We start from the raw sequence: 25,756 nt of genomic DNA, 5'->3' as shown, positions 1-25,756 counted from the left end.
TGAACAGATTACCTAGGAGCGAAAGCAATGGTCGCGTTTTACAATACCGGCACGATCAGCATCAACAGCGGCAGCACCGCGCTGACCGGTGTTGGGACCGAGTGGAACGAGAATGTCAGGCCGGGCATGGCCGTCGAGTTTCTCGACGAGCACGGTTCTTTCGAGATTCTGTCCGTCAACAGCAATACCTCGATTACGCTGGGGCGCCCGCGCGTCGGCGGCAATCTCAGCGGCGCGCCCTATCAGATCGTCCCCATTCGCGGGCTCGACATCACCAATCAGAACCTGCTTTCGGAGCTCATTACCGACTATCAGGACGTCGTGCTCGGCATCGGTGCGGGGCTTATCTCCGACGGCACGGCCAGCGCCCCGGCCCTGCGCTTCTCTGCGGACCAGGACACCGGCGTTTACCGGATCGGAGCCAACGCGTTCGGCGTCGCGACAGGCGGCGCGCTCCGGCTCGCGTTTGTAGGTGCGAACAACTTCCTGCTCGGCGGCGCAACGACATCGGCTTATTCTGCGACCAACCGCACGGCGGTCCAGATCGATGGCGTCGAGGGGGCGGTCGTCGCTTTCCGCACAGCCAGCACGAACCGCGGCTATGTGTTCGCCACCGCAGACCAGATCCTGCTCGAGGCGGAACCCGTCGCCGAGATCAAGTTCAACACGCTCGGCGCAAAGCCGATCCTGTTCGGAACCTCGAATGTCGTGCGTTTCAGGATCGACCCGACCGGCCCGCTGCTCGGCGGCAAGACCGCATCGGACGGCACGGTGCAGGGCGTGGAAATGCACCCCAGCGGCACCTTCTACGGCACCAGCGTCTCGACCTTCGCGGGCTATTTCAACCGGCTGACCACGGACGGCTCGGTTATCTCGCTCCGCCGACAGGGCACGGAGGTCGGCAGCATCTCGGTCACCACGACCGCGACCGCCTACAACACCAGCTCCGACTATCGCCTCAAGGAGAACCTGGAGCCGCTGACCGGCTCGGGCGCGTTCATCGACGCGCTCAACCCGGTGCGCGGCACGTGGAAGAACGGCGGCGACACCTTCATCGGCCTGATCGCGCATGAGGTGCAAGAAGTCTGCGAAACCCCGGTAGCGACCGGCGAGAAGGACGGCGCGGAGATGCAGGCGCTCGCTTACAGCGCCCCGGAAATCATGGCTCACATGATCGCAGAGCTCAAATCGCTGCGCGCCCGCGTGGCGGCATTGGAGGCGGCGGCATGACCTACGAGCAATACCGCGCCGAACGGGAGGCCGAGGAAGCCCAGCGCGCCGCCGAGCGACAGGCTCGCCGCCAAGCGGCGATGGCGATGACGCCCGAACAGCGACAGGCCGAGCTTGAGGCAATGCCGCACGCTCAGCGCTATCTGGTCGAACGGATGATCGCGCACGATACGAAGCTCGCTGACCAGATCGCAACGCTGACAATGAGGGTCAACGGCTTGCACCGCAGCATAAAGGCCCTGACCGCATGACCAGCGACCACATCTCCGATGGCATCAAGCACGGCATTGATGCGCTCTCCATCGCCACCCTCTTGGGGACGCTCACCTCCATGCTGCCTTCCATCGCTGCGATTGTGACCATCGTTTGGACCGCGATCCGCATTTACGAGACCCGCACAGTGCAAGGCTGGCTGGGCCGCAAGCCGCCGGCAGAATGACCCGCCCGCTGGCCATCATCGGGGCGCTGACCCTGATTTGGCTGGCAGGCGTAGCGAAGCCGACCTTCGGGGCGGTGACATTGGCCGCGTTCCTGACCGGATACGCAACAGCAAGGATGGCTCGTGCAGATTGACCCCAAGCTGAAAGAATACGCGACCGACAAGCAGGCGGCCTATATCGACGCCATCAACGAGCATGGTGGTATGCGGCCCGCTGCTGCGGTGCTTGGCGTTGACCATAGCGCCCTGTCGCACGCAATGCGCCGCGTGGAAGCCAACGCCGCCCGCCGAGGGTATGCGCCGGGGCATTTCGAGCACGGTGTAGCCCCTGGCTACCAGATGGGCAAGGTGACGGTCCAGCGGGGCGCCGATGGCAACGTAGAGCGGGTATGGGAGCGGCAGCACCCTGACCAGGCGCGGGCGCAGGAAGCCCTGGCCGCGGCGGTGGAGGCGATGGCCAAGAACATCACGCCGGTCACGCCCGAAGCGCCGCCACGACTGACGCTCAAGCATCTGCTGACCCTTTACACCTTCACCGATTACCATGTCGGGATGCTCGCCTATCATCGCGAGGGCGGCGCGGATTGGGACGTAAAGATCGCGGAGACCATGGGCATCAGCGCGATGCAGGCAATGGTCGCGCAATCCCCTGCGGCCGATACGGCAGTGGTCAACATCCAGGGGGATTTCCTGCATTGGGATGGATTGATCCCGGTCACCCCCTCGCATGGCCATGTGCTCGACGCCGATAGCCGGTTCGGCAAGGTGGTGGATGTTGCGATCCGGCTTATCCGCCAACTGGTATCGCTGGCGCTGCAAAAGCACCGGAGCGTCAAGCTTCTGATCTGCGAGGGCAACCACGATGTTGCTTCCTCGCTCTGGCTTCGCAAGCTGTTCGGCGTGCTGTTCGAGAACGAGCCGCGCGTCTGCGTCAATGACAGCGAGCTGCCCTACTATGTGTTCGAGTGGGGCAAGACCTTGCTCGGCTTCCACCATGGGCATTTGCGCAAGAACGACCAGTTGCCAGCACTGTTCGCGGCGCAGTTCCGCGAGGCGTGGGGGCGCTGTCCCAAGGTCTATATCCACACCGGCCATCGGCACCACAAGGAAGACAAGGAGCACGCGGGCGCGCGGGTTATCCAGCATCCGACGCTGGCAGCGCGCGATGCCTATGCGGCGCGCGGCGGGTGGTGGTCAGAGCGCGCGATCACCTCGATCACCTACCACAGCCAATACGGGGAGGTCGGATCCTCGACGGTCACCCCCGAGATGTTGGAGGCAGCATGATTACCGAAGAACAGGCGGGCCTTTTCCGGGTGCGGGACGATGACCCGTTCGGCGCTGACCACGAAATCCCCGATTACGCAGACGCCTTTGCCACCTCGCTGGAGCGGATCGCCCGTCAAATCCGGCGGGGCGATGTGGTTAGTGACCTGGGGCCGTGGGTGTCCCTGATCGGGCGCATGATGGAGCGAAAGATATGAAAATCCCCAGCATTGTTCAGGCGGTTGCTTCGACGCTCATACGGCAACACCCGCCAAGGATCGAGCCCATGCCCACCGCTGACCCCTTCCCCGCGATCCTCAAGAAGGTTCTGGTGCACGAGGGCGGGTTCATTGACCACCCCAAAGACCCCGGCGGCGCGACCATGAAGGGGGTGACGCAGGCGACCTATAACGGCTGGCGCGCTCGGCAGGGCAAGGAACCGCGCTCGGTTCGCTTCATCACCGACGCAGAGCTGACCGCGATCTACCGCCGCGACTTTTGGGACAGGGTGCGTGGCGACGACCTGCCGCCGGGCATCAACTATGCCGTGTTCGATTTCGCCGTGAATAGCGGGGTGAGCCGCGCCGCTCGCTATCTGCAAAAGGTGGTCGGTGTCGCGCAGGATGGCCAGATCGGGCCGAACACGCTTTCCGCCACGCGCTCCAAAGACCCGGCTGCTGTGATCGACCAGCTCTGTGATGACCGGCTGGCGTTCATGCGCTCGCTGCGCATCTGGCCAACGTTCGGCAAGGGCTGGCGCAGGCGCGTCGATGACGTTCGCCGCGTCGCCAAGACCATGATTGCATGACAATTCCCCAAGACGAAAGGACAAGGACAATGGCAGAGCAGACCCCCATCATCGTGACCGACAACACCCTTGAAGGTCAGATCAGCACCCTGCTGCGCTATCTGGTGGCAGCGGGCGGCGCGTTCGCGCTCGGCAAGGGGTGGATTGACGACGTGACCCTGCAAGCCCTGACCGCGCTCGCTACCGTCGCTGTGCCGATGGTCTGGGGCATCTGGAAGACCTACACCGCCAAGCAGAAGCTGATCGCAACCGCACAGTTCGCGCCGGACTCGATTGCGCAGGTGGTGAGGAAATGAAAACCGCCACGTGCGGAGCAGAGGTGGCGGTCACTGGCGGCGATCAACCCGCCAGCCCCTTTCGGGGTTTTGAGAACACGCGAGCCGGATTACGAATACCGACCGGGCCACCGCCATTTGCGTCTCTAGAAAACGATGGGGGCGCGATCCCCCACGCCGCCGCGTGATTGTCGGAGTATAACCCATGGGCAAGTTAATCGCAAGCGGTGTCGGCAGCAAGCTGGACGATATTGTGCCGCATCTCTGGATCGTCCGCATCGTTATTCTGATCGTGCTTGGCGTCTGCGTCGTGCTTGCCCTGAACTACGCATCATGCAGCCGTCAGGAGGCCGCGCAGAGCCGCCAGGACGAGCGATCGGCGCAGGCGGGCACCAAGACAGCGGGCGAGGCTCTGGACACGCTGCAAGAGGCGCAGGAACGGGACGCAGGGACAGACCGGATCGTCATCATCGGAAAGAAGGAAGTCGCAGATGCGCAAACGGACGTTGACGCTGATGCTGCCGCTCGTCGCGCCATTTGCGGGATGCAGCACACTCGTGACCAGCCCGCCTGCCGAGTGTTCTCAGTTCATCCCTGATAGCTGGCGCGAGCCGATCCCCGGCGCACCGCTGCCCACCGGCATGGACGCACGCGCATGGATGGCGTTCGGGATCGAGCAATCTGGCCAGCTCGACAAGAGCAACGGGCGCACGGCGGATATCCTGCACATCGTGTCTGCCTGTGAGAAGAATGCGAACAAGGCGCGGGCTCGGGGGAAGTGGCTAGGGGTGTTCTAAGGCTGTCAGGATGCATCGCCTGCGCTCAGCATTGGCGATCTATCGTCGATCTCCAAAGCGCAAGTGCTGACGGCGAATGTCAGCAACATGCAGAGCGGGAAGATGATGAACATGAAGTTCCCCACCTTGATCGGGTCAGGCCCTCGCATCACCCCTCACCCCCGATAGCAGCCGAGATAGCCCGGACCATGGCGAGGGCGTCGATCTGTTTGGGGGTCATCCTGCACTCCTGATAGCTGCGGCGATGGAAGTGGCAACGTCTGTCGCGTCGTCCCATTCCATGCACCCCTTTGCTGCCTCATCCGCCACCTGTGCATCCCTCTCCTTCTGCGCCGCTACCTCGCGGGCGATTAGGGGGAGGATCGTGTCGGCGAAGGCCTCAATCCGGCTGCCCAGCGGAATACCTGTCAGGGTGTCAATCTCGGGCTGATACGCTTCGATCAGGCGGCAGAGTTCGTGGCGAAGGTCATCCTGCATTGTCAGCACTCCTGATAGCATCTGCCCGTTTCCGAAGAACCTGGGCACACGATTGGGCCATGTGGTGGCCACCCGAATAGCCGTCGAGATATTCGGCGGCGTCGGTCAGGTGGGTTGCCACCTCGCGGGCGATGAGGGGGCGCAGTGCGCGCGCCCTGTTCTCGACTGTCGCAGCCTGTGTTGCGACTAGAACCCGCGCGATCTCATTGGTCAGTTCATCCTGCATTGCGTGTCTCCATGTGATCTGTTGCGGCTGCGAGCGCCCATTCAAGGGCCGCAATTTCTTTCCGATGCTTGAGGGCCGCGCTGGTGTGGTCGGCATAGTCGCGGGCAACGTAGGTATCGTGTCCGGTGCGCGCTTCAAAGCGGTCCCACTCGGGCTGCAAAAGCTCAAGCATTCGCTCGCACGAGGCCAATTGCTGCCTACGGTCTGACAGCATCTTTTCGATGGTCAGGCGCTGGTCAGTCTGTTCAACCATTGTGATCTCCTAGTGCTTGGCGGATGAATGCGTCGGTGCATCCCTCACACGCCTGATACATCCAAGCATCGTGTTTGCAGCGATCGTGCTTGGATGGTCTGCCGTCTGGAAACCACGGCGTCTCAACCGGACGGGGTATAGTGCCAGCTTCGATAGCTTCTAACACGCCCCTCAGCCGAGCAATCTCCGCCGCCTGGCGCTCAACGGTGGCTTGCAGGGTGGCGCGTTCGGCGGCGCGGTGGGCCTCCGCCCATTGCTGCATGTGCATCTGGACGTGTTCGGCAAGCACCTTCGCGGCTTCCGGCATGTCCGCGATATCGGCCTCGACCGTGCCGTCATTGTGGATTTTCAGCAGCGGCCTGATGGGCGAGCCGATCACGAACGCAGATGGGGTGTTCGCGCCAGTATCGGCCATTGTGATCCCCCCTGAATATTCGCGCGCTTGGTTCTGCAGATGCTCGACCAGCGCCATCTGTTCACCCGTTTCCATCGCCGCCTCCGATCTTGGAGAGGGTGGCGCGGGGGGAGTTCCATGCGATAAATGCTGTGCAAGCCGGGTCATCCGGGTGCGCGCCAGTATCGCGGCTGCATGGCCCAAGGTCGGCACAGTCGCGGCACAACCGTTCTTTGTTGTCCTTGGCCTCGCTCATCGATGCCCCCTCTCACCATATTTTGCGCGCCGAGTAGCCCATGCGCGGGAGCGGATTGCGGCAAGCTCATGCGCTGCCTTGGGTGGCGCGCTCCGGTGACGTGGAGCCTGACCGGGGAGATACGGGCCGCAGTCCAAGCCGGTGCAAGGCGAGCAACCGCAGACGCATTCGCCCCCGACACTGCCAACGTAAATGACCCTCGGGGCGCTGTCCTGGGTATGGGTCATGCTGCGGCTCCCTCTGGTCATGGGGTTCACTTTCCGTAACAGGCCCAAGCGGGCGCAACCGCGATGATTGCCGAGTGCAGGTCTTCGACATGCCCCCAGCTTTCGTTATAGACCCGCCAGCCCTTCTCGTTGTCACCATCGTGGTCAGGCTCGCGGCCATAGGCGCACTCGTCGAGCCAACGCGCCGCGAAATCTGCGCAGCCGAAAGCATCCATTTTGAATGGAAAAGCGACGTAGCCCTCCTTTTTTTCGTAATCAGACCAAAGGAAGATGATCCGATCCGGGCGCTTGGGCTTGTCGAGATGGCGGTATGCCTCGTGCGTAAAGGCCTCATGGCCAGCGCGGATCACATAGCCCACGGCAGCTTTGTGCCCGGACCCGGCGAAGGCCAGCGCGATAGCATCGGCCAGCGTCTTTTTGCCTGTGCAGATCATATTGAAGGCAAAGTTGTCCATTACAATCTCCTATGCGGCTCCCCGACCAGATGCGCAGCGTTGACAACAGTTGTGGTCCAGCGCACCAATCGGGCCAATTACAAGCCAGTCCGACGCATCACGTCCGCACGCAGTCTTGCCGTCCGATCCCTGCAAGTGATAAACATCGCGCGACCACCACTGATTGCCCTTCGCGCCCTTTTGGACACTTGGGCGCGGGCGAGGCGAGCAGATTGCTATAAGGGGCTTCATGCTGCGGCTCCCTTGAGGCGGGGGGACATCAGAACATCTCCATCTGTGCTGGGTTGAGGCTGGTCAGCCATTCCAGAATTGCATTGGCGTCCCGGCTGTCCTTGCGCTCCATGGCGCTGCGAAGATCTGCGATCGCGAGGGCAAGGGCATCGGCGCGGGTCGGTGCGGCCCTGTGCATGGTCAGCGGCGCCGATCTGCCGTGGCAGTCTCCCTGCATCAGCTGGAACGCAGTTGCCCACAGCCATTGCTCGCCAGTGTTGCAGAACTCGATCTCGGCTATAGGGCATCCGCGCCAGCCCTTTTGCTCGCGGGGCAGTGTGAGGCTTTCGGTGGCCGGGTAGACGCCGTGTTCGTTCGGGGTGATCGTAGCCATTACGACCTCTCCAGATAAGCGATTGCAGCGGTGCGATAGGCAAGGTCATCAATGGCTGAGAGCCGGACATTGCAGCGATGGCAGAGGATGCCCCGAACCTTGCCGGTAGTGTGGCAGTGATCGATGCAGGGGCGTTCCATGGGGCCGGTGCAGATGGCACACACCCCGCCTTGCTCGGCAACCATGCGGTCAACGTCAGCGGGGGTCAGGCCGTAGCGCGTCTTGATCTGCCATGCGCGCTTCTGCTCGGCAGGCGGCTTGCGTCCCCGGTAGCCTTTCTCGCGGCGATATTCGTTCATGCACTCCCGGCACCAGCTTTGAAGCTTATCACCACGGCGCTGGAATGCACTCTCAGCCTTGCTGGCCTTACAGCGAGCGCAGGCCTTCGCTCCGATGCCGGAAAAGCAGGATGCTGCGCGCATGGTCATGCGGCCCAGCGCGCAAAAAGGTTGGACAAACTATCGCTGGGACGCCGCAGGATTCCGTTGGGCGCTAGGGGCGGTTGGTCAACGCCAAACCCCTGATTTCCCACAAAACCCCGTTTTCTACTCGGGGAGCCAGCCTTTTGTCAGATCGCTGACGCGATATCCGTTTTCGCAAAATCATTCCCGACATAGAGAAGTCCGCATTCTCGGTCCTTCGCCAGCTGATAGGCAAAGCAGTCTCCGAAATTGAGCGATGCGGGGTGGATGCCCTTGCCCCATCGTGAGTAGCTTGCGGCGACGCGCTTGGCGAAATCCTCTGTCACCGCGACAATCTCGATCCCCAGCCCCGACACCATCTGCGCCATTTCCGGTCCGAGATTTCGCCCTCCAGCGACGATCAGCGCTTCTGACAATGTCGCTGCAGACATGATCAGCGGCTGATCGGACGCGAGACATTCGGCACAGGCCGACGCTGAATCCTCGTCCAGCAAGATCGCCATCAGCGCCGAGGTGTCGACAGCGATCAACGCGGCAGGCCGTCATCGCCATAGAGATAGTCCTGGCTGCGCGCGGCTACGGCACCAGGGCGGGACTTGCCCGCAACAGCCCTGCGGACCGTTTCGAGCACCTTCTTTCGGGCTGCGGCAGTGGTTACCGGAGCTACTGGCACGATCCGTACAACGGCTTGTCCGTGCCGGGTCAGCACGACCTCTTCGCCCGCCTGAGCCCGCCTGACGAGATCGGTGAGCTGCGCTTTCGCGTCGGATACGGACACGTCCATGGAAAATCTCCCAGATCGACACCCGAATTTTAGACCAAAAGATGGTCCAAATCAATCCTAAACCCCGAACCGCTGCCAGAGCAGTTGCCCCGCGACGTAGAGGATCAGTACTGCCGTACCGATGCGGATCAGCTTTTGTGGGAGCAGCTTCACGCCGGCCAGGCTGCCGATCTGCCCGCCGATCAGCACGGATATGAATAGCGGCCAATAGGCCAGGATCGCAGCCGGGGTCGCGGCAGCATCCGCTTTCATCAACTGCCCGGCAAGGCCGGCGAGCGAGTTGACCAGAATGAACACGCTGGCGCTGGCCGCGATCTGGCGCGCGCTCGCCCAGCGCAACAGGTGCAGCACAGGTGCCAGGAATATCCCGCCGCCGATGCCGACAATGCCGCTGAAAAATCCGACGCCCATGCCGATCGGAACGCTGCCCCAGTTGAGCTGCGAGCGCGGCGCGGTGCCCTGCCCCGGCTCGCGCTGGAACAGCATCAGCAGCCCGGCGACCAGCAGCGCCGAGCCCAGCAGCGCGACGAACAGCGGCTTGTCCACCGGCAGCCGCCCGCCCGCCCAGGCACAGGGCGCCGACAGCAGCAGGATCGGCCAGAGCAGCTTCCACGGTACCTGCCCTGCCCGCGCAAAGCGAAAGGTACCGCCGGTCACCACGATCAGGTTGCACACCAAAGCGATCGCCGGGAGCAGCTTATAGTCTGTCCCGGCGAGCACCAGCAGCGCATTATAGGTCGATCCACCACCAAAGCCGACCGACGCATAGAGCAGAGCCGTCAGCGCGAAGCCGGCAGCCAGCCCCCACATGACGGCTCAGGCAGCCTTGCCGTGGCAGTGCTTGTACTTGCGGCCCGATCCGCACGGGCACGGGGCATTGCGGCTGATCTCGCTGCTGACCAGATCGACCGGGGCCTCAGGCAGCGGCGACTGGCGCGGCGGCAGCGTGGCGGTGACGGTACCCAAGGTGCCGCCGTCGATATCCGCGCTGTTATCCTCGCCAGTAAACGGATCGAAATGGGTGGTCAGGAAATCGGGCAGCTCGGGCAATGCGGGCACTTCCGGTTCGCGGATTTCCAAATTCATGATCGTGCCGGTCACGTCCTCGCGGATCACCTCGAGCATGCGCTCGAACAGGCCGAACGCCTCGCTCTTGTATTCGTTGATCGGCGTCTTCTGCGCATAGGCGCGCAGGAACACGACCTGGCGCAGCGCATCGAGCGTCGCCAGATGCTCCTTCCAGTGATGGTCGAGGCTCTGCAGCAGCACCGATTTCTCGATCGAGCGCCACATGCCGGTCTCGATCTCGCTCGCCTTGGCCTCCACCTTGGCCTCGGCCATCTCGCGGATGCGCTGCTCGAGCATTTCGGGATCGACCGCATCTTCCTGCAGCCAGGCGTCGATGTCGGGTTCCAGCCCGAACACCTCGGAGACGCGCGCCTTGAGCTGCGCGACATTCCACTGCTCGGGATAGCTGCCCGGCGGGCAGGCTTCGCCGACGATCGCGTTGACCGTGTCGGCGCGCATGTCGGCGACGACATCGTCGACCGCCTCGGCGTCCATGATCTCCGAACGCTGTTCGTAGATCACCTTGCGCTGGTCGTTCATCACGTCGTCATATTCGACGACCTGCTTGCGGATGTCGTAGTTGCGTGCCTCGACCTTTTTCTGCGCGGTCTCGATCGCCTTGGACAGCCATTTGGAGCCGATCGCCTCGCCATCGGCCAGGTTGTTCTTCATCATCCGCGAGAACAGGGTATCTGGTCCGAAGATGCGCAGCAGGTCGTCTTCGAGGCAGAGATAGAAGCGCGAAAGGCCGGGGTCGCCCTGACGGCCCGAACGGCCGCGCAGCTGGTTGTCGATGCGGCGGCTTTCGTGCCGCTCGGTGCCCAGCACGAACAGGCCGCCGGCATCGAGCACCTGCTGCTTTTCGGCGGCGACTTCCGCCTTGATCCGTTCGATCGCGGCATCGCGCTCCGGTCCCTCGGGCATGTCACGCAGTTCGTCGTCGATGCGGAATTCGACATTGCCGCCAAGCTGAATGTCTGTTCCGCGGCCCGCCATGTTGGTGGCGATGGTCACCGCGCCCAGACGGCCCGCCTGCGCCACGATATGCGCTTCCTGCTCGTGGAAGCGCGCGTTGAGTACGCTGTGCTTTACGCCTTCCTTGTTCAGGAATTCGGAGAGCATTTCCGACTTTTCGATCGACACCGTGCCGACCAGCACCGGCTGGCCGGTCTCGTATTTCTCGCGGATCGCCTTGGCGATCGCCTGGAACTTGTCGGTCGTGTTCTTGTAGAACTCGTCCTCCTCGTCGATGCGGCGGATCGGGTTGTTGGTCGGAATGGTGACCACGTTCATCTTGTAGATGTCGAAGAATTCCGCCGCTTCGGTCGCCGCCGTCCCGGTCATGCCCGACAGCTTGGGATACATGCGGAAATAGTTCTGGAAGGTGATCGAGGCGAGCGTCTGGTTCTCGGGCTTGATCTGCACGCCTTCCTTGGCCTCGACCGCCTGGTGCAGGCCGTTCGACCAGCGGCGCCCGTCCATCATGCGCCCGGTAAATTCGTCGATGATGACGATCTGGTCGTCCTTGACGATATAATCGATGTCGCGCTTGAACATCACATTGGCCTTGAGCGCCTGATCGAGGTGATGGACGATCTGCGTGTTCTCGACATCGTACAGGTTGCTGCCGGTGAGCAGGCCGGCTTCCTCGAGCAGCCGCTCGGCCTTCTCGGTTCCGTCCTCGGTCAGGATCACCGAACGCGACTTCTCGTCCTTCTCGTAATCCGCCTCGTCGAGCTTGAGCACGATCGCGTTGACCGCGATGTACATTTCGGACTTGTCGTCGGTCGGGCCGGAGATGATCAGCGGGGTGCGCGCCTCGTCGATCAGGATCGAGTCCACCTCGTCGACCACCGCGAAATTGTACGGGCGCTGCACCATCTGGCTGCGCTCGTGCTTCATGTTGTCGCGGAGGTAATCGAAGCCGAGCTCGTTGTTGGTCGCATAGGTGATGTCGGCGGCATAAGCCTCACGCCGCTGCGTCTCGTTGAGATTGGGCACGATCACGCCGGTTGTGAGCCCCAGGAAGCGATAGACCTGGCCCATCCATTCGGCGTCGCGCGCAGCGAGATAGTCGTTCACCGTGACGACGTGGACGCCCTTGCGCTCGATCGCATTGAGGTAACAGGCGAGCGTTGCCACCAGCGTCTTTCCCTCGCCGGTGCGCATTTCGGCAATCTCGCCGCGGTGGAGCACGATGCCGCCGACCATCTGGACGTCGAAATGGCGCATGCCAAGCGTACGGATCGAGGCTTCGCGGACGGTGGCAAAAGCCTCGGGCAGGATGTCGTCGAGCGTCTCGCCCGCTTCAAGGCGCGCGCGGAACTTGAGCGTCTGGTCGCGCAGTTCCTCGTCGGACATGGGGGAGATCTGCGGCTCGAAGGCGTTGATCTTGTCGACGATCTTGAGCAGGCCCTTGACGTAGCGGTCGTTGGCAGAGCCGAAAAGCGATTTGGCAATGGCGCCCAGCATGGCGATAATTCCTTGGAAAACTTGGGAGAAACGGTCGAATGCCAGGCACAGGCACACGTGTCTGGCCGGCCCCGGTCAGGACAGGGGCTGAAGACGCATCGAAAGACGCGCCGGATTGCAGCTTATTGGAGCAGCCGGTCCGAACGATGGACGGTAAGCGGCGCGACACGGATGGTGCGCGCAATCAGGCGGTGCTGGCTCGGCCGCAAGGCGATGATCAGCGGCAGGAGCGTCACGACGAGCAGCACTGCGGCACTGATCGCGACCTGGCAGTCCTCGGCCAGAATCTGCGAGTCGCGAACCACGCCATTGCCCTGCGCCAGGGCCGGATCGGCCAGGCGCACGCCATCGCTCACCGAAAATCCGGTCAACAGCGCAAGCAGGGCAAGAAGCAGTTTCACTGGGAGCACGTCATCCTGTTCAGGCGGTTACATAGGCAATGGCAGGCCATTCGTCCATGGTCTTGCACGGACGGTCATGCCTGTTCGGCCTGCGGATCGAGCGCCTGCGGGTCGAAGGCCTCCGAATCCACCGCGCCGAAGCTCAGGTGCATTCCCGCCCTCATACTGCCGGCCTCCATCTGGAGTTCCAGCCGTTCGCAGTCTCTCCGGCGGAATTCCTCGACCACGCGGTCGGCGACGATGGGGTCGATCCCTGTGCGCAGCAGCGCGGTATGCGCCAGCTTGACCGAGGATTCGAACAGCTCGCGCTGCGCCGCCGCGATCGGTGCGTGCTTTAATGCGAGCAGCTGGCGACGGTCGTTGGCGCGCACGAAAATCTTCGCGTCTGGAAAGGCATGCGCGATCGGTTCGATCTGATCAGGTCCGAAATTCTTGTCGTCCATGCAGAACAGCAGCGCGCCTGCGCCTTCCGCGCCTGCCCGGCGCAGCAGGTCGATGCGGGTGCCATCGCCATAGAAGACCTTGCGGCCGAATTCGCCGCTGAGGCGGATTTGATCAGGGTTGATGTCGATCAGCGTCACCGAGATGCTTGCTCCAGCGAAGATCTGGGCTACCGCCTGGCCGAACCGGCCATGGCCGATGACGATCGCGTTCGACTGGCGCGCCTGTTCGGGATCGACCATGTCCTCGGTGCCCGACCCGCGCACCCCGCCGAACAGCCGGGTGGTGAGCATCAGGAAGGGCGTGGTCGCCATCGACAAGGTGACGATCGCACCGAAACGGCTGGCGGCGGCGGGTTCGATCAGCAGCGCCGCCTGCGCCTCGGCGAACAGCACGAAGGCGAATTCGCCGCCCTGGCTGAGCAGCAGGCCGAGCACGAACGCGGCGCGATTTTCCATGCCGAACGCCTTGGCGATGCCGAAGATGATCGCGACCTTGATCGCCACCAACGCCAGCGCCATCGCGACGACGAACAGCGGATCGGCCATGATCACGCCGATATCGAGCATCATGCCGACGCCGAGGAAGAACAGCCCGAGCAGGATCGAGCGGAACGGATCGATATCCGCCTCAAGCTCATGCCGGAAGGGCGAATCCGCCAGCATCACCCCCGCGATGAACGCACCCAGGGCTGCCGAAATCCCGATGCTGTGCATCAGCGCGGCGCTGCCGAACACCGCGAACAGCCCGGCGACGATGAACAGCTCGCGTTCGGCCACCTTGCCGATCAGCTTGAGCAAAGGCGCGAGGCCATAACGCCCGGCGAGGACCAGCCCGGCGATCGCCGCGACCGCATAGAGCGCGAGCAGCCAGCCCGGCGTCTGCGGCCCGGTCTGCGGCGCGCGCGACAGCGCGGCGATGATCGTCAGCAGCGGGACGATCGACAGGTCCTGGAACAGCAGGATCGAGAAGGCGCGCTCGCCGGTGGGGGTGTTCAATCGCCCCTGCGATTGCAGCAGCGGCAGCACCTGCGCGGTCGAAGACAAGGCGAGCGGCAGGCCGAGCCCCAATGCCGCGCCCCAGGTCGAGCCGGTGACGAGGAAGACGAACCCGGCAAGCACCAGCCCGCACACCACGACCTGCGACAAGCCCAGCCCGAATATGTCGCGCTTCAATTGCCACAGCCGCGCCGGGGCGAGTTCGAGCCCGACCAGGAACAGCAGCAAAACGATGCCGATTTCGGCGAAACCGACGATCAATTCGGGATCGGCGACCAGCCCGAGCACCTGCGGCCCGATGATGATGCCGCCGACCAGATAGCCGAGCACTGCGCCGAGCCCGAGCCTGCGGAACAGCAGCACGAAAGCGAGCGCAGCGGCGAGCAGCACCGTGCCCGACAGGAAGATATCGCCGCCATGTTCCATGGTTCAGGTGTCCGTTCGGGCCGATGTTTCGAGCGCGGCGACCGTCGCGCGCCAGGGCAGCATAATCGAACCGTGCCGCGCCGGATAGGGCAAGGCGGAGGTGAGATGCTCGATCCCCGGCCACGTGCCGGGATCGCTTCGTTCGCCCGCCAGAAACGCCGCCAGATCGTCGCGCGCCGCCCCCAGCGCGTCCCTGCCTTGCCCCGCGACATGCGCTGCGAGGATCGCTGTCGAGGCCTGGCCGAGTGCACAGGCGGTCGCCTGCACGCCGAAGCGTTCGACCCGCCGGTCCCCATCAAGCGCCAGCCCCAATTTCACCACCGATCCGCAGCTCTGCGATCGCAGTTCGGCGCGGTGCGGCAGATCGTCGGTCAGCGGATGATCGGCGAGCGACACCGCGAGCGCGAGGATGGCAGGCGTATACAGCACCTCAGCCATGGCGGCCCCGGCGGCGCGGCTCACTCATCGCCGAGCGTCTGCTGATAGTCGTAGAGATCGACCAGAGCGGTGCCGCTGGCATTGAGCAGCGGATAGGTGCGGCTGTCGGTGATCCATTCGGGCTGGCCCTCGTTCGGCCAGACGATGCCGTGCAGCATGGTGACGAGCAGATAGGCCAGGGTCGCCAGGATCAGCCCCTTGACCGCGCCGAAACCGAAGCCGAGCACCCGGTCGATCGGCCCCAGCACCGATTTGCGCGTGCGGCTGCGCAGCGAGGTCGCGATCAGCTTTCCGATCAGATAGACGCTGAGGTAAATGCCGACCAACGCGAGCGCCGCCGCGCCCGCATCATTGCCCACCGGCTCCTTGAGCAGCGCGGTGACCGGCGCATGGAACAGCCGCAGCGCGAAGATGCCCGCCACCCAGGCGATGAGCGAGATCGCCGCATAGACGAAGCCGTTGAGGAAACCCAGAATCGCGCCGCCCGCAAGCAGCGTGAGGACAAGGACATCGAATGCGGTCATGAGGCGAACCGCTAGTTGCGGCCCAGCAGTTGGTCAACGAGATTTGCCAGCCGCGCATAGGAACTGAGCCGCATTCCGCCGGTATCGCCCGACGCCTTCGCCGTCACGCTGGCGGGCACCAGCGCCTTTTCGAAGCCGAGCTTCGCCGCTTCGCGCAGCCGCAGCCCGGAATGCGCGACGGGGCGCAGCTCGCCCGACAGCGCGAGTTCGCCGAACACGATCGTGCCCGAGCCCAATGGCCGTTCGGACAGTGCCGAGACCAGCGCCGCCGCCACCGCCATATCCGCCGCCGGATCGGACAGCCGATAGCCGCCCGCTACATTGAGATAGACTTCCGCGGTCGAGAAGCTCAGCCCGCAGCGCGCCTCGAGCACCGCCAGCACCATCGCCAGCCGTCCCGAATCCCAGCCGACCACCGCACGGCGCGGCGTCGCCCCACTCGACAGGCGTACGGTCAGCGCCTGGATCTCGACCAGCACCGGCCGCGTGCCCTCCAGCGCCGGGAAGACCGACGTGCCCGGCATCTGCGCATCGCGGTCGCTGAGGAACAGGCTCGACGGGTTGCCCACCTCGGACAGACCCGCCTCCTCCATCGCGAACACACCGATCTCGTCGGTCGCGCCGAAGCGGTTCTTGATCGAGCGCAGGATGCGATACTGGTGGCTGCGCTCGCCCTCGAAGCTCATTACGGTGTCGACCATATGCTCGAGCACGCGGGGGCCTGCAATCGTGCCATCCTTGGTGACATGGCCGACCAGGATCACCGCGCAGCCGCTGTCCTTGGCATAGCGGATCAGTTCCTGCGCCGAGGCGCGCACCTGGCTGACCGTGCCCGGCGCGCCTTCGATCAGGTCGCTGTGCATCGTCTGGATCGAATCGATCACCAGCATCACCGGCGATTCCAGGCCGCGCAGCGTGGTCAGAATGTCGCGCACCGATGTCGCCGAGGCGAGATCGATCGGCGCATCGGCAAGGCCCAGCCGCAGCGCGCGCAGCCGCACCTGATCCGCCGCTTCCTCGCCGCTGATATAGACGATCGCATGGCCTGCCCGCGCCATATTGGCCGAGGCCTGGAGCAGCAAGGTCGACTTGCCGATGCCCGGATCGCCGCCCATCAGCGTTGCCGATCCCGCCACCAGCCCGCCGCCCAGCGCGCGATCGAACTCGGCAATGCCGGTCGAGATGCGCGGCGGCAGCTCGACCGCAGCGTCGAGCCGGGCGAGCTGGATGCGCTGCCCGCCGGTCTGCAGGTCGTGCCGCGCCGAAAAGGCCGTCGGCGCGGCCTGCTCGCTCAGCGTGTTCCACTCGCCGCAATCGGGGCACTGGCCCTGCCAGCGGTTGGAGACGCTGCCACAGGCCTGGCAGACATAGGTTTTGCGCGGCTTTGCCATGGCACGCGCATAGCCCGAACAAAACTGGAACGCAATTGGCGCTTTGCGCTTGCAGCGTAACATCGATAGCGTGCAGACGAAGTGACAAGAAGAGGCTGAACGAAAAGGTCCGCGCCGCCGCCATGCGCCAGAAGGAACTCCGCATCGCCCTGGTCTGCTATGGCGGCATCAGCCTCGCGGTCTATATGCACGGCATCACCAAGGAAATCTGGCGCGCAACCCGTGCCAGCCGCAATTTCCACGCGGGCGATCCCCCGGCGAGCGGCAGCCAGAGCGTGTATCGCGAACTGTTCGAGGCCTTTGCCGCGCAAAGCCAGGTCAAGCTGCGGCTGCTGCCAGACATTATCGCCGGGGCGAGCGCGGGCGGCATCAACGGCGTGTTCCTGGCCCAGGCGCTGACCAGCGGCCAGTCGCTCGAACCGCTGACCCGCATGTGGCTCGAATGCGCGGATATCGACCGGTTGCTCGATCCCGATGCGCGGCCGTTTTCGCGTTTCACCAAATTCTGGGCGCAGCCGCTCGTCTGGCTGCTGCTTAGGCGGCCCGGCGGCGCGCTCGACCGCAGCGTCGCGCCCGAAGCGCGCGCCGAGGTGCGCACCAAGCTCTCGCGCCTCGTTCGCGCGCGCTGGTTCGCCCCGCCGTTCAGCGGCACCGGATTTTCCGCGCTTTTGTATGAGGCGATGGAGGCGATGGCGGCGACGCCCGCAGGCCCGCGCCTGCTTCCGCTCGGCCAGCCGCTCGACCTGTTCGTCACCGTTACCGACTTTCGCGGGCATCTCGAGCGGCTGCGCCTCAACAGCCCGGCCGAGGTGGTCGAGACCGAGCACCGGCTTTCCATAGGCTTTCGCTATCTGCGCGGCCGCGACGATTCGCTCGCCGATCCAGCCGAGCTCGTGTTCGCCGCGCGCGCCACCGCGAGCTTTCCGGGTGCCTTCCCGCCGTTCAACGTCGCGGAGATGGACCGGATGCTGGCGCGACGAGAAAGGCACTGGCCCGGGCGCGAGGCGTTTCTGGCGCGCGTGTTCCCCCAGCAATATGCCGAAGGCGAGGCCGAAAGCGCGGTGCTGATCGATGGATCGGTGCTCGCCAACGCCCCCTTTGCCCAGGCGATCGACGCGCTGCGCGACCGGCCCGCGCATCGCGAGATCGACCGGCGCTTCGTCTATATCGACCCCAAGCCCGATATCGTCGGCGGCATGGACCAGTCGCGCGAACGCGATGCCATGGGCCAACGGCTGCCCGGCTTCTTCTCGACCATTTTCGGCGCGATCTCGGACATTCCGCGCGAACAGCCGATCCGCGACAATCTGGAAGGCATCGAGCGCCGCTCGTCGCGCGTGCGCCAGATGCGCGCCATCACCGATGCGCTGCGCGCCGAGGTCGAGGAAACGGTGAGCAAGCTGTTCGGCTACACCCTGTTCCTCGACAGCCCGACGCCGCAGCGGCTGACCAAATGGCGCAACAAGGCGCAGGACCGCGCCGCGCATATGGCGGGCTTTGCCTATGCCTCCTATGCGCAGCTCAAGCTCGCGACGATCGTCGAGGACATGGTCGACACGCTCCGCCGCGCGCATCGTGGCCCGCGCGCGCTCTACGCCGAGCGATTGCGCGAGGCCATTCGCGCGGAGCTGCACCGCAGCGGCATGGACCGGCTCTCGGGCAAGGGCGGCGGGGCCAGCGACGAGGCGATCCTGTTCTTCCGCACCCAGGACCTGGGCTTCCGCATCCGCCGCTTGCGCTTCCTGGCGCGGCGGCTGGGCGAGGATATCGCGCAATCGGGCCGCACACCGCCCGAAGCGGTGGTCGCGATGCACGAAACGCTCTACGCCTGCCTTTCGCACTATCTCGACCGTGAGACGACAGACCATCTCGGCCAGGGCTTTGCCGATATTGCCGCAGGTGCGATCGACGACCCGGCCATGGCGATTGCCGAACTCGCTGCCCGCCGCGACCTGCGCAGCGCGGATGGGATCGTCGACGAGCAGCTCGCAGGCGCGCTTGCGCTGCTGCCGCGCGAGAGCCGCCGTTCGCTGCTGCTCGCCTATCTCGGTTTTCCGTTCTACGACATCGCCACTTTGCCGCTGCTCCAGGGCGAAGGGCAGAACGAATATGACCCGATCAAGGTCGATCGCATCTCGCCCGACGATTGCCAGTCGCTGCGTCAGGGCGGCGCGGCGGCGATGCTCAAGGGCATCGAGTTCAACAGCTTCGGCGCATTCTTCAGCCGCGCGTATCGCGAGAACGACTATCTCTGGGGACGCCTGCACGGGGCCGAGCGGCTGATCGACATCATCGCCTCGTCCATGCCCGACGGCAGCCTGTTTCCGCCGCATCTGCTCGCCGATTTCAAGCGCCGCGCGTTCCTGGCGATCTGCGATGAGGAAGCGGCGGTGCTGACCACCGATCCCGATCTGGTCCCCGGCATCCGCCGCGAAATCGAGGCGGCGTTCGGCGGTTAGGCTTTGCTTTGCGCGCTTGCATCCCTAGCTTGGTGCCCATGAATTCCACGATCGCCCGCTGGCTGATGCTGCCGCTGCTCCTGATGATCCAGGCGTGCAGCGGCTTTCCGTTTCTCGACATGGGGATGGCCGCCTGGGACGGCCCGAAAAAGGGCACGCCTGCACTCTGGCATGTCCAGGGGCCGAATGGCGGCGAAGCCTGGCTGTTCGGCGGCATCCACGCGCTGCCCACTGACATCAGATGGATCAGCCCGAAGATGAAGCAGGCGATGGATCGGTCCGACCGGCTGGTGCTCGAAGTCGTGGGCCTCGAGAATTCTGCCGATATCACGAAAACCTTCCAGGAGCTTGGCAACAGCCCGGGCCAGCCGCCTCTCGCAGATCGCCTGCCGCCCGAGCTGCGCGACAAGGGCGAGGCGCTGCGCGCTGCCAGCCGCCTCGCGCCCGCGCGGTTCGAGACGCTCGAAAGCTGGGCCGCGGCGATCTCGCTCGCGGGCGCCGCCACCGCCAATCTGGCGATGGTGCGGGAAGAAGGTGTCGAGCGCGTGCTCGCCGCGCGCTACCGGCGGCGCGACAAGCCAGTGATCGGGCTCGAGACGCCTGCGCGCCAGTTCACCTATTTCGATCAGCTGGCCGAGGCCGATCAGCGCGCGATGCTCGAAAGCGTGATCGCCGATGCCGACAATGCCCCCAGGGCCTATCGCGACATGGTGACCTCGTGGCTCAAGGGCGAGCCCGAAAAGCTTGCCGAAGCCGCCAATCGCGGCCTTCTCGAACGTCCGCAGATTCGCGAACGCATCCTGGTGCGCCGCAACCGCGACTGGGCCGCGCAGATCGAGGACCTGCTGAGCCTCGGCGCCAGGCCCTTTGTCGCAGTCGGAGCAGCGCATCTGGCGGGCGATGACAGCGTCCAGGCGCTGCTCGAGGCGAAGGGCTATACGATCACCCGCCTCCAATAGGCCCGAAACGCTTGCTTTTTGCGAGAGTCGCGACTATGCGCACCGCTTCCCCGACGCCATGGTCATCCCTGGAGGCGTGGCCGGGGATATTTTGACCATCTGTAATCTGGAGACAGTTTATGAGCGATACGCTTACCCTGTCGGCCCAGCTGCGTGATCGGGCAGGCAAGGGAGCCTCCCGTGCACTCCGCCGCGAAGGCCGTGTACCCGCCGTCATTTACGGCGACAAGAAGGATCCGGAAACGATCCATGTCGAAGAGCGCGCGCTGAACAAGCTGCTCGGCACCGGCCATTTCATGAACTCGATCGTCGAGATCGAAGTCGATGGCAAGACGATCGTCACCCTGCCCAAGGACGTGGCGTTCCACCCGGTCAGCGACCGCGCGATCCATGTCGATTTCCTGCGTATCGCCAAGGGCGCGACCGTTGAAGTCGCCGTGCCCGTCGTGTTCGTCAACGAAGAAGCCTCGCCCGGCCTGAAGCGCGGTGGCGTGCTCAACGTCGTGCGTCACGAGCTGGAACTGGTCTGCGACGCGACCAACATCCCCGACGAGATCGAGATCGACGTCACCGGCACCGATGTCGGCGATTCGATCCACATCTCTGCGGTCAAGCTGCCCAAGGGCGCGACCTCGGCGATCACCGACCGCGATTTCACCATCGCCACCATCGTTGCTCCCTCGGCGCTGAAGTCGAGCGAAGGCGACAACGAAACGCCGGCTGGCGAGTAATCCATCTTTCTCGCCCTCTCCCCCTCGGGGGAGAGGGTTGGGAGAGGGGAATGTCGAGAGGCTGGCACAATGCCCCTCTCCCCGCCCCTCCCTGAACCAAAGGGAGTGGTTCCATGCAGATCTGGGTTGGCCTGGGCAATCCCGGCCCCGAATTTGCCCTGCACCGGCACAATGTCGGGTTCATGGCGATCGACATCATCGCCGACATGCACGGTTTCGAGCCGCCCAAGCGCCGCTTTCAGGGCTGGGCGCAGGAAGGCCGTCTGGGCCACCAGAAGCTGCTGCTGCTCAAGCCAGCGACCTTCATGAACAAGTCCGGTCAGGCGATCGGCGAGGCGATGCGCTTCTTCAAGCTCGAACCGCAGGACGTCACCATATTTCACGACGAGCTCGACCTTGCCCCGTTCAAGGTCAAGGTGAAGCGCGGCGGCGGCACCGCCGGGCATAACGGCCTGCGCTCGGCCGACCAGCATATCGGCCCCGAATTCCGCCGCGTGCGGATCGGCATCGGCCATCCCGGCAACAAGGACCGGGTGACGGGCCATGTGCTCGGCAATTTCGCCAAGACCGAACTCGATGACCTCACCGACATGCTCGGCGCGATCGGCGCGGAGGCCAGCTGGCTCGCTAAGGACGACGACGTGCGCTTCATGAACGATGTCGCGATGAGGCAGCAGGGATGAGCCTTGCTGCCCGCAGCGATACCCGGCTGCTCGCATATTTCGCGCTGTTGTCGCTGATCGCGACCGGCTGCGGCATTGCCGCGATGGTGCTGAGCGGAACGCCGCAGATGCGCTGGATCCCCAATGTCATCGTCTGGGTGCTCGGCGGCGGCGCGGCCTTCGCGATCGCGCGGACCGCGCCCTCGTCCAGGGTCTGGATCGGCATTGCCCTTGGCGCGCTGGCGCTGGTGGCGGCGACGCTGGTCGGCCCGGATCAGCAGGGCGTGCATCGCTGGCTCGCCGCTGGGCCCCTGTTCGTCAACATTGCCTCGCTCACCCTGCCCGCCGCGATCGTCGCAATGGCGCGCCTGGGCGCACAGCATCGGCTGGTGCCGATCATCGCGACGCTGCTCGCCGCGATTCTGGCGCTCCAGCCCGATGCGTCGCAGGCCTTCGCGCTCGCGCTCGCCGGCTTTGCGATCCTCGTCACCGACAAGCGAATCTCGGCGCTGGTGACGGCACTTTGCCTGTTCGGAATCGCCGCGCTGTCGCTGCTGCGCGCCGATCCGCTTCAACCCGTGCCGGAGGTCGAGCAGATCATCCAGCTTGCGCATGCGTCCGCGCCTGCACTCGCCTGGGCCGCCGTAGCGAGCCTGGCGGCCATCCCCGCGATTCTTTTCGCGCTGCGGCTGGACGATGTCGCCGCGCGCGCGCTCGCGCTCTATATCGCAGTCGCCTGCGCCGCGCCGATCTTCGGCTGGTTCCCAGTTCCGCTGGTCGGCGCAGGCATGAGCTTCCCGCTCGGCCTGTGGCTCGGCATCGGTCTGCTCGCGGCGCGGCGCGGCTAGAAGCGGCGCTCGAGCCACTCGACCGCAAAGCGCGTCATCGCGGGCGCACCGACCAGCAGCGCATCGGCCGCGCCGACCTTGCCCTGCCGTCCGCCGCCCGCCGTGACGAAATCGCGTACCACTTCGTCGAAATAGTCGTCGTCCAGCCCATCAACCACCGGATTGCCGGTATCGAACTCCTCGACCGTGCGCCACACCGTCCGCCCGTCCTCCAGAAACGGCACGTCCCAGCGCACCACGCGCTTGCCCGGAATATCGGCGAGATGTTCGGCATGGTGGAGCAGCGTCATCGTCTCCCACGGCGCGCCGATCATCACGACCTTGCCGCCTGCCTCGACCAGCCGCGCCAGCGGGGTGCCGGGGCCATAGCCATAATCGAGCGGGTGCGGATCGATCAGCCATGCGGCCTTCGCCCCCAGCGCGACCATCGAAGGACCGGGGCTGACACTGCGCAGCGCACCGGGCGTGGTGCGCAGGAACTCGGGAAACGCGCCATTGTCGCGGATCGCGCGCGATGCGGCGGGATCGAACGGCCGCACATGATCGCGCCATTCGGGCAGTATGTGCCCTTCCTCGTCGCAAGCCGCTTCGGGGGCGCCCTGCCAGTCGGCATAGGCCATGATCGTGCCCTCGGCCCCCACCACTTGGCGCAGCGCCGCGATCAGCGTATCCGGCCCCGCGATCATCGGCCCGATGCTGCGCAGACCGGCATGACCCAGCACGATATCGCCCTGCCCCAGGCCTAGCGCCGCCAGATCGCGCGCGAGATCGTCAACAGTCCAAAAGGCTTTCATGCTCGCGCAGATGTGTGCGGACGGGTCCTGAGACAAGTCCTTGGGGGAGCGGCAAATTGCCCCCGAAACGATGTCTTGTTCGTGACGCACAGCTTTCTTCGACCTGTCATCGCGCCGCCATCACGATCGCGCGCAATTCGGGCAACACACGCGCACGCCGCATCAGCGCGGGGCTGAACGCGGCATCAACACCATGATTTTTCGGGGGAATCACCTTGTCTCACCTGACCGACGCGGCGCGCGCGCCCTATCGCATCGAAAATGCCGACCATGACGATCCCAACAGCCTGGAAGCGATCGTCGCGGCCAATCCGTCGCGCCGCAAGATCCTGGTGAACGGCCTGTTCGGCCTGGCGCTGGCGCCGATGGTCGCAAGCTGTGGCGGTGACGGCAATGGCGCGGGCAACAATGTCACGCTGCCCCCCAATACCGGCACCGCGCCGACGCCGACACCGACCCCGGCCCCTGCCCCAAGCTTCTCGGTCACGTTCAACTCGGTCCCGGCCAACCAGAACGACCGCGTCACCGTGCCCACCGGATATGAGACCGCCGTGCTGCTCAAGGCGGGCGATCTGATCGAGCCCGGCGTTGCAGCCTTCAACGGCTCCTTCCCCACTCCCGGCCAGGCCGAGAAATGGGCCGGCGGCAACCATGACGGCATGGAGCTGTTCGCCATTCCCAACACCGATGCCAACACGTCAGGCGTGCTGGCGGTGAACTTCGAATATCCCGATTTCAACATCCTGATGAGCGATGCAGACGTGGCTGCGGTCACCAGCAACCCGGCATCGGCCACCGCCGCGCAGCGCCAGCTCGCGCTCTCGGCGGTCGGCGTCGGCGTGGTGGAAATCGCCAAGGGCGCGGACGGCAAATGGTCGGTCGTGCCCAATTCGCGCTACAACAAGCGCTATACCGGCAACTCGGCCTATCGCGTCGGCGGTCCGGCGGCGGGGCTGCTGAGCAACCCGATCAAGGGCACGCTCAACAACTGCGCCAGCGGCCGCACGCCGTGGAACACCTATCTCACCTGCGAGGAAACCACGGACAATTATTTCGACCCGAGCCAGCCTGCGACTGACTATGGCTGGGTGGTCGAGATCGATCCGTTCCAGGAGCTCGCCCAGCCGACCAAGCGCACCGCGATGGGCCGGTTCGACCATGAGAACACCGCGTTCATGGCCAATGCCGATCGCCGCGTCGCCTTCTACATGGGTGACGATGCGACCCCGGGCTGCATCTACAAGTTCGTCTGCGAACGCGCGTTCAGCGCCACGAACCGCGCGGCGAATATCGACATGCTCGATTTCGGTCAGCTGTTCGTTGCGCGCTTCAACGCGGACGGCACCGGCGAATGGCGTCTGCTGCAGCAGGGTCAGAACGGCCTGGTTGTGGGTGCACGCGATCCCGGCAATGTCAGCCAGTCGACCACGCCACCGACCCCGACCGTCGTCGATTTCCGCAACCAGGCCGATGTGCTGATCAACACCAAATCGGCCGCTCGCGTCGCCGGCGGCACCGTGATGGACCGCCCTGAATGGATCACCGTCGCGCCCGACAACACCGCGATCTTCGTCGCGCTGACCAACAATTCGGGTCGCCGCGTCACCGATGCCACCAACCCGCGCGTCACCAACCGCCACGGCCATATCCTCAAGATGCGCGAATCGGGCGATTCGCCGCTCGCCACCACCTTCACCTGGGAACTGTTCCTGCTGGCGGGCGATCCGGCGCTGCGTCCGGGCGGCGAGAACCTCGTCGGCAATATCAACGGCGACACCTTCTCCAGCCCCGACGGCATCCGCATCGACCCGCAAGGCCGCCTCTGGGTGCAGACCGACCACTCGGTCCCCGGCACATCGGGCGTCAGCGGCGTGACCATCGACCAGGCGTTCGGGCACAATGCGATGTTCCATGTCGACCAGCGCACCAAGCAGTCCAAGCGCTTCCTGGTCGGTCCGCTCGGCTGCGAGATTACCGGCATCGCCTATACGCCCAGCCTCACCGACTTCTTCGTCAATATCCAGCACCCGACGGGCAACTGGCCGATCGCCGGCGAAAAGCCGCGCTCGTCGACCATCGTGGTGACGCGGACCGACAAGCAGCCGGTCGGCAACTGATCGTGCCGCAATCTTGCACTGCGGCTGAGGGTTAACCGTAACAGAAACGCCCAAGACCCTGAAACATTTGCGGCCGCCAGCAGGTTTTGCGATGCTGGCGGCCGCAACCCTTCA

32 protein-coding genes are annotated in these 25,756 nt (G+C 64.7%); 15 read left to right on the top strand and 17 right to left on the bottom strand.

Annotation, left to right across the window (positions count from 1 at the left end; genetic code table 11):
• Positions 1-27 precede the first annotated feature (27 nt).
• The 9 genes from AX725_RS00595 to AX725_RS00560 all read left to right on the top strand — a co-directional run bounded on the left by AX725_RS00595 (position 28) and on the right by AX725_RS00560 (position 4,616).
• On the top strand, positions 28-1,230 hold the full coding sequence (locus tag AX725_RS00595) for a tail fiber domain-containing protein (protein ID WP_066114898.1): 1,203 nt from the start codon (positions 28-30) through the stop codon (positions 1,228-1,230).
• On the top strand, positions 1,227-1,481 hold the full coding sequence (locus AX725_RS00590) for a hypothetical protein (protein WP_066114894.1): 255 nt from the start codon (positions 1,227-1,229) through the stop codon (positions 1,479-1,481). Before AX725_RS00595 ends, AX725_RS00590 begins: the two co-directional genes overlap by 4 nt.
• Complete coding sequence (locus tag AX725_RS00585; RefSeq protein ID WP_066114892.1) at positions 1,478-1,669, top strand: hypothetical protein; 192 nt, start codon at positions 1,478-1,480, stop codon at positions 1,667-1,669. Before AX725_RS00590 ends, AX725_RS00585 begins: the two co-directional genes overlap by 4 nt.
• A complete protein-coding gene (locus AX725_RS20765) occupies positions 1,666-1,803 on the top strand; it encodes a hypothetical protein (protein ID WP_156442073.1) in 138 nt (45 codons plus the stop codon). The genes AX725_RS00585 and AX725_RS20765 overlap by 4 nt, the downstream gene beginning before the upstream one ends.
• Positions 1,793-2,956, top strand: a complete 1,164-nt coding sequence (locus AX725_RS00580; protein WP_082737521.1) for a helix-turn-helix domain-containing protein — start codon at positions 1,793-1,795, stop codon at positions 2,954-2,956. Before AX725_RS20765 ends, AX725_RS00580 begins: the two co-directional genes overlap by 11 nt.
• On the top strand, positions 2,953-3,153 hold the full coding sequence (locus AX725_RS00575; protein ID WP_066114890.1) for a hypothetical protein: 201 nt from the start codon (positions 2,953-2,955) through the stop codon (positions 3,151-3,153). Before AX725_RS00580 ends, AX725_RS00575 begins: the two co-directional genes overlap by 4 nt.
• 68 nt (positions 3,154-3,221) lie before the next feature.
• Positions 3,222-3,743, top strand: a complete 522-nt coding sequence (locus AX725_RS00570) for a glycoside hydrolase family 108 protein (protein ID WP_066114888.1) — start codon at positions 3,222-3,224, stop codon at positions 3,741-3,743.
• Between the two features lie 29 nt (positions 3,744-3,772).
• Positions 3,773-4,039, top strand: coding sequence for a Pam3-gp28 family putative phage holin (locus tag AX725_RS00565; protein ID WP_066114886.1), 267 nt, complete (start codon positions 3,773-3,775; stop codon positions 4,037-4,039).
• A gap of 184 nt (positions 4,040-4,223) precedes the next feature.
• Entirely contained in the window at positions 4,224-4,616 is a 393-nt protein-coding gene (locus AX725_RS00560; RefSeq protein ID WP_066114884.1) for a hypothetical protein, read from the top strand.
• Positions 4,617-5,031: 415 nt separating this feature from the next.
• Here AX725_RS00560 and AX725_RS00555 read toward each other — a convergent pair whose 3' ends face one another.
• The 16 genes from AX725_RS00555 to radA form a co-directional block, all read right to left on the bottom strand.
• Entirely contained in the window at positions 5,032-5,292 is a 261-nt protein-coding gene (locus AX725_RS00555) for a hypothetical protein (RefSeq protein ID WP_066114881.1), read from the bottom strand.
• A complete protein-coding gene (locus AX725_RS00550; protein ID WP_066114878.1) occupies positions 5,282-5,518 on the bottom strand; it encodes a hypothetical protein in 237 nt (78 codons plus the stop codon). Before AX725_RS00550 ends, AX725_RS00555 begins: the two co-directional genes overlap by 11 nt.
• Positions 5,508-5,771 (bottom strand): hypothetical protein, encoded by a 264-nt coding sequence (locus AX725_RS00545; protein ID WP_066114876.1) that lies wholly within the window; start codon positions 5,769-5,771, stop codon positions 5,508-5,510. The genes AX725_RS00550 and AX725_RS00545 overlap by 11 nt, the downstream gene beginning before the upstream one ends.
• Positions 5,764-6,261, bottom strand: coding sequence for a hypothetical protein (locus tag AX725_RS00540; protein ID WP_066114873.1), 498 nt, complete (start codon positions 6,259-6,261; stop codon positions 5,764-5,766). Before AX725_RS00540 ends, AX725_RS00545 begins: the two co-directional genes overlap by 8 nt.
• A 413-nt stretch (positions 6,262-6,674) precedes the next feature.
• Complete coding sequence (locus tag AX725_RS00535) at positions 6,675-7,103, bottom strand: hypothetical protein (RefSeq protein WP_066112741.1); 429 nt, start codon at positions 7,101-7,103, stop codon at positions 6,675-6,677.
• A gap of 259 nt (positions 7,104-7,362) precedes the next feature.
• Complete coding sequence (locus AX725_RS00530; protein WP_066112743.1) at positions 7,363-7,707, bottom strand: hypothetical protein; 345 nt, start codon at positions 7,705-7,707, stop codon at positions 7,363-7,365.
• On the bottom strand, positions 7,707-8,135 hold the full coding sequence (locus AX725_RS00525; RefSeq protein WP_082736285.1) for an endonuclease domain-containing protein: 429 nt from the start codon (positions 8,133-8,135) through the stop codon (positions 7,707-7,709). The genes AX725_RS00530 and AX725_RS00525 overlap by 1 nt, the downstream gene beginning before the upstream one ends.
• Positions 8,136-8,275: 140 nt before the next feature.
• Complete coding sequence (locus AX725_RS00520; RefSeq protein WP_060979900.1) at positions 8,276-8,659, bottom strand: type II toxin-antitoxin system VapC family toxin; 384 nt, start codon at positions 8,657-8,659, stop codon at positions 8,276-8,278.
• On the bottom strand, positions 8,656-8,913 hold the full coding sequence (locus tag AX725_RS00515; protein ID WP_060979899.1) for a type II toxin-antitoxin system Phd/YefM family antitoxin: 258 nt from the start codon (positions 8,911-8,913) through the stop codon (positions 8,656-8,658). The genes AX725_RS00520 and AX725_RS00515 overlap by 4 nt, the downstream gene beginning before the upstream one ends.
• Positions 8,914-8,970: 57 nt before the next feature.
• Complete coding sequence (locus AX725_RS00510; protein ID WP_060979898.1) at positions 8,971-9,723, bottom strand: sulfite exporter TauE/SafE family protein; 753 nt, start codon at positions 9,721-9,723, stop codon at positions 8,971-8,973.
• Positions 9,724-9,729: 6 nt separating this feature from the next.
• Positions 9,730-12,453, bottom strand: a complete 2,724-nt coding sequence (gene secA, locus AX725_RS00505) for a preprotein translocase subunit SecA (protein WP_060979897.1) — start codon at positions 12,451-12,453, stop codon at positions 9,730-9,732.
• Between the two features lie 122 nt (positions 12,454-12,575).
• Positions 12,576-12,854 (bottom strand): hypothetical protein, encoded by a 279-nt coding sequence (locus AX725_RS00500; protein WP_060979896.1) that lies wholly within the window; start codon positions 12,852-12,854, stop codon positions 12,576-12,578.
• A gap of 74 nt (positions 12,855-12,928) precedes the next feature.
• The gene (locus tag AX725_RS00495; protein ID WP_060979895.1) at positions 12,929-14,719 is read right to left on the bottom strand and encodes a monovalent cation:proton antiporter-2 (CPA2) family protein; all 1,791 of its coding nucleotides are present in this window, start codon (positions 14,717-14,719) and stop codon (positions 12,929-12,931) included.
• A 3-nt stretch (positions 14,720-14,722) separates the two neighbouring features.
• Positions 14,723-15,157: an iron-sulfur cluster assembly scaffold protein gene (locus tag AX725_RS00490; RefSeq protein WP_060979910.1), complete on the bottom strand. Its 435-nt coding sequence runs from the start codon at positions 15,155-15,157 to the stop codon at positions 14,723-14,725.
• Positions 15,158-15,177: 20 nt separating this feature from the next.
• Positions 15,178-15,681, bottom strand: a complete 504-nt coding sequence (locus AX725_RS00485) for a CvpA family protein (RefSeq protein WP_060979894.1) — start codon at positions 15,679-15,681, stop codon at positions 15,178-15,180.
• A gap of 11 nt (positions 15,682-15,692) precedes the next feature.
• The gene (radA, locus tag AX725_RS00480) at positions 15,693-17,072 is read right to left on the bottom strand and encodes a DNA repair protein RadA (RefSeq protein WP_060979893.1); all 1,380 of its coding nucleotides are present in this window, start codon (positions 17,070-17,072) and stop codon (positions 15,693-15,695) included.
• Between the two features lie 122 nt (positions 17,073-17,194).
• Here radA and AX725_RS00475 point away from each other — a divergent pair, with 122 nt between their 5' ends.
• From AX725_RS00475 to AX725_RS00455, 5 genes are all read left to right on the top strand, one after another.
• A complete protein-coding gene (locus AX725_RS00475; protein WP_060979892.1) occupies positions 17,195-19,531 on the top strand; it encodes a patatin-like protein in 2,337 nt (778 codons plus the stop codon).
• A gap of 38 nt (positions 19,532-19,569) precedes the next feature.
• Positions 19,570-20,490 carry a TraB/GumN family protein gene (locus tag AX725_RS00470; protein ID WP_060979891.1) on the top strand — a complete coding sequence of 307 codons (921 nt, stop codon included), beginning with the start codon at positions 19,570-19,572 and terminating at the stop codon, positions 20,488-20,490.
• Positions 20,491-20,609: 119 nt separating this feature from the next.
• Positions 20,610-21,221, top strand: coding sequence for a 50S ribosomal protein L25/general stress protein Ctc (locus tag AX725_RS00465; RefSeq protein WP_060979890.1), 612 nt, complete (start codon positions 20,610-20,612; stop codon positions 21,219-21,221).
• 113 nt (positions 21,222-21,334) lie between these two features.
• Positions 21,335-21,904, top strand: coding sequence for an aminoacyl-tRNA hydrolase (pth, locus tag AX725_RS00460; RefSeq protein WP_060979889.1), 570 nt, complete (start codon positions 21,335-21,337; stop codon positions 21,902-21,904).
• Positions 21,901-22,731 (top strand): hypothetical protein, encoded by an 831-nt coding sequence (locus AX725_RS00455; protein ID WP_060979888.1) that lies wholly within the window; start codon positions 21,901-21,903, stop codon positions 22,729-22,731. The genes pth and AX725_RS00455 overlap by 4 nt, the downstream gene beginning before the upstream one ends.
• Here AX725_RS00455 and aac(3) read toward each other — a convergent pair.
• Complete coding sequence (gene aac(3) / locus AX725_RS00450; protein ID WP_060979887.1) at positions 22,728-23,525, bottom strand: aminoglycoside 3-N-acetyltransferase; 798 nt, start codon at positions 23,523-23,525, stop codon at positions 22,728-22,730. The genes AX725_RS00455 and aac(3) overlap by 4 nt on opposite strands.
• A 215-nt stretch (positions 23,526-23,740) precedes the next feature.
• Here aac(3) and AX725_RS00445 point away from each other — a divergent pair, with 215 nt between their 5' ends.
• Positions 23,741-25,642, top strand: a complete 1,902-nt coding sequence (locus AX725_RS00445; RefSeq protein WP_060979886.1) for a PhoX family protein — start codon at positions 23,741-23,743, stop codon at positions 25,640-25,642.
• Positions 25,643-25,756 lie beyond the last annotated feature (114 nt).

This window comes from Blastomonas sp. CCH9-A1 (assembly GCF_001557175.1).
Classification (GTDB): Bacteria; Pseudomonadota; Alphaproteobacteria; order Sphingomonadales; family Sphingomonadaceae; genus Blastomonas; species Blastomonas delafieldii_A.
Note: the sequence above shows the minus strand (reverse complement) of the source record. Positions and strands in the feature narration are given on the sequence as shown.

Coding starts and splice junctions, on each gene's coding strand:
- AX725_RS00595 (WP_066114898.1), top strand. CDS start 28: ATGGTCGCGTTTTACAATACCGGCACGATCAGCATCAACAGCGGCAGC.
- AX725_RS00590 (WP_066114894.1), top strand. CDS start 1,227: ATGACCTACGAGCAATACCGCGCCGAACGGGAGGCCGAGGAAGCCCAG.
- AX725_RS00585 (WP_066114892.1), top strand. CDS start 1,478: ATGACCAGCGACCACATCTCCGATGGCATCAAGCACGGCATTGATGCG.
- AX725_RS20765 (WP_156442073.1), top strand. CDS start 1,666: ATGACCCGCCCGCTGGCCATCATCGGGGCGCTGACCCTGATTTGGCTG.
- AX725_RS00575 (WP_066114890.1), top strand. CDS start 2,953: ATGATTACCGAAGAACAGGCGGGCCTTTTCCGGGTGCGGGACGATGAC.
- AX725_RS00570 (WP_066114888.1), top strand. CDS start 3,222: ATGCCCACCGCTGACCCCTTCCCCGCGATCCTCAAGAAGGTTCTGGTG.
- AX725_RS00565 (WP_066114886.1), top strand. CDS start 3,773: ATGGCAGAGCAGACCCCCATCATCGTGACCGACAACACCCTTGAAGGT.
- AX725_RS00560 (WP_066114884.1), top strand. CDS start 4,224: ATGGGCAAGTTAATCGCAAGCGGTGTCGGCAGCAAGCTGGACGATATT.
- AX725_RS00555 (WP_066114881.1), bottom strand. CDS start 5,292: ATGCAGGATGACCTTCGCCACGAACTCTGCCGCCTGATCGAAGCGTAT.
- AX725_RS00550 (WP_066114878.1), bottom strand. CDS start 5,518: ATGCAGGATGAACTGACCAATGAGATCGCGCGGGTTCTAGTCGCAACA.
- AX725_RS00545 (WP_066114876.1), bottom strand. CDS start 5,771: ATGGTTGAACAGACTGACCAGCGCCTGACCATCGAAAAGATGCTGTCA.
- AX725_RS00540 (WP_066114873.1), bottom strand. CDS start 6,261: ATGGAAACGGGTGAACAGATGGCGCTGGTCGAGCATCTGCAGAACCAA.
- AX725_RS00535 (WP_066112741.1), bottom strand. CDS start 7,103: ATGGACAACTTTGCCTTCAATATGATCTGCACAGGCAAAAAGACGCTG.
- AX725_RS00530 (WP_066112743.1), bottom strand. CDS start 7,707: ATGGCTACGATCACCCCGAACGAACACGGCGTCTACCCGGCCACCGAA.
- AX725_RS00525 (WP_082736285.1), bottom strand. CDS start 8,135: ATGACCATGCGCGCAGCATCCTGCTTTTCCGGCATCGGAGCGAAGGCC.
- AX725_RS00515 (WP_060979899.1), bottom strand. CDS start 8,913: ATGGACGTGTCCGTATCCGACGCGAAAGCGCAGCTCACCGATCTCGTC.
- AX725_RS00510 (WP_060979898.1), bottom strand. CDS start 9,723: ATGTGGGGGCTGGCTGCCGGCTTCGCGCTGACGGCTCTGCTCTATGCG.
- secA (WP_060979897.1), bottom strand. CDS start 12,453: ATGCTGGGCGCCATTGCCAAATCGCTTTTCGGCTCTGCCAACGACCGC.
- AX725_RS00495 (WP_060979895.1), bottom strand. CDS start 14,719: ATGGAACATGGCGGCGATATCTTCCTGTCGGGCACGGTGCTGCTCGCC.
- AX725_RS00490 (WP_060979910.1), bottom strand. CDS start 15,157: ATGGCTGAGGTGCTGTATACGCCTGCCATCCTCGCGCTCGCGGTGTCG.
- AX725_RS00485 (WP_060979894.1), bottom strand. CDS start 15,681: ATGACCGCATTCGATGTCCTTGTCCTCACGCTGCTTGCGGGCGGCGCG.
- radA (WP_060979893.1), bottom strand. CDS start 17,072: ATGGCAAAGCCGCGCAAAACCTATGTCTGCCAGGCCTGTGGCAGCGTC.
- AX725_RS00475 (WP_060979892.1), top strand. CDS start 17,195: ATGCGCCAGAAGGAACTCCGCATCGCCCTGGTCTGCTATGGCGGCATC.
- AX725_RS00470 (WP_060979891.1), top strand. CDS start 19,570: ATGAATTCCACGATCGCCCGCTGGCTGATGCTGCCGCTGCTCCTGATG.
- AX725_RS00465 (WP_060979890.1), top strand. CDS start 20,610: ATGAGCGATACGCTTACCCTGTCGGCCCAGCTGCGTGATCGGGCAGGC.
- pth (WP_060979889.1), top strand. CDS start 21,335: ATGCAGATCTGGGTTGGCCTGGGCAATCCCGGCCCCGAATTTGCCCTG.
- AX725_RS00455 (WP_060979888.1), top strand. CDS start 21,901: ATGAGCCTTGCTGCCCGCAGCGATACCCGGCTGCTCGCATATTTCGCG.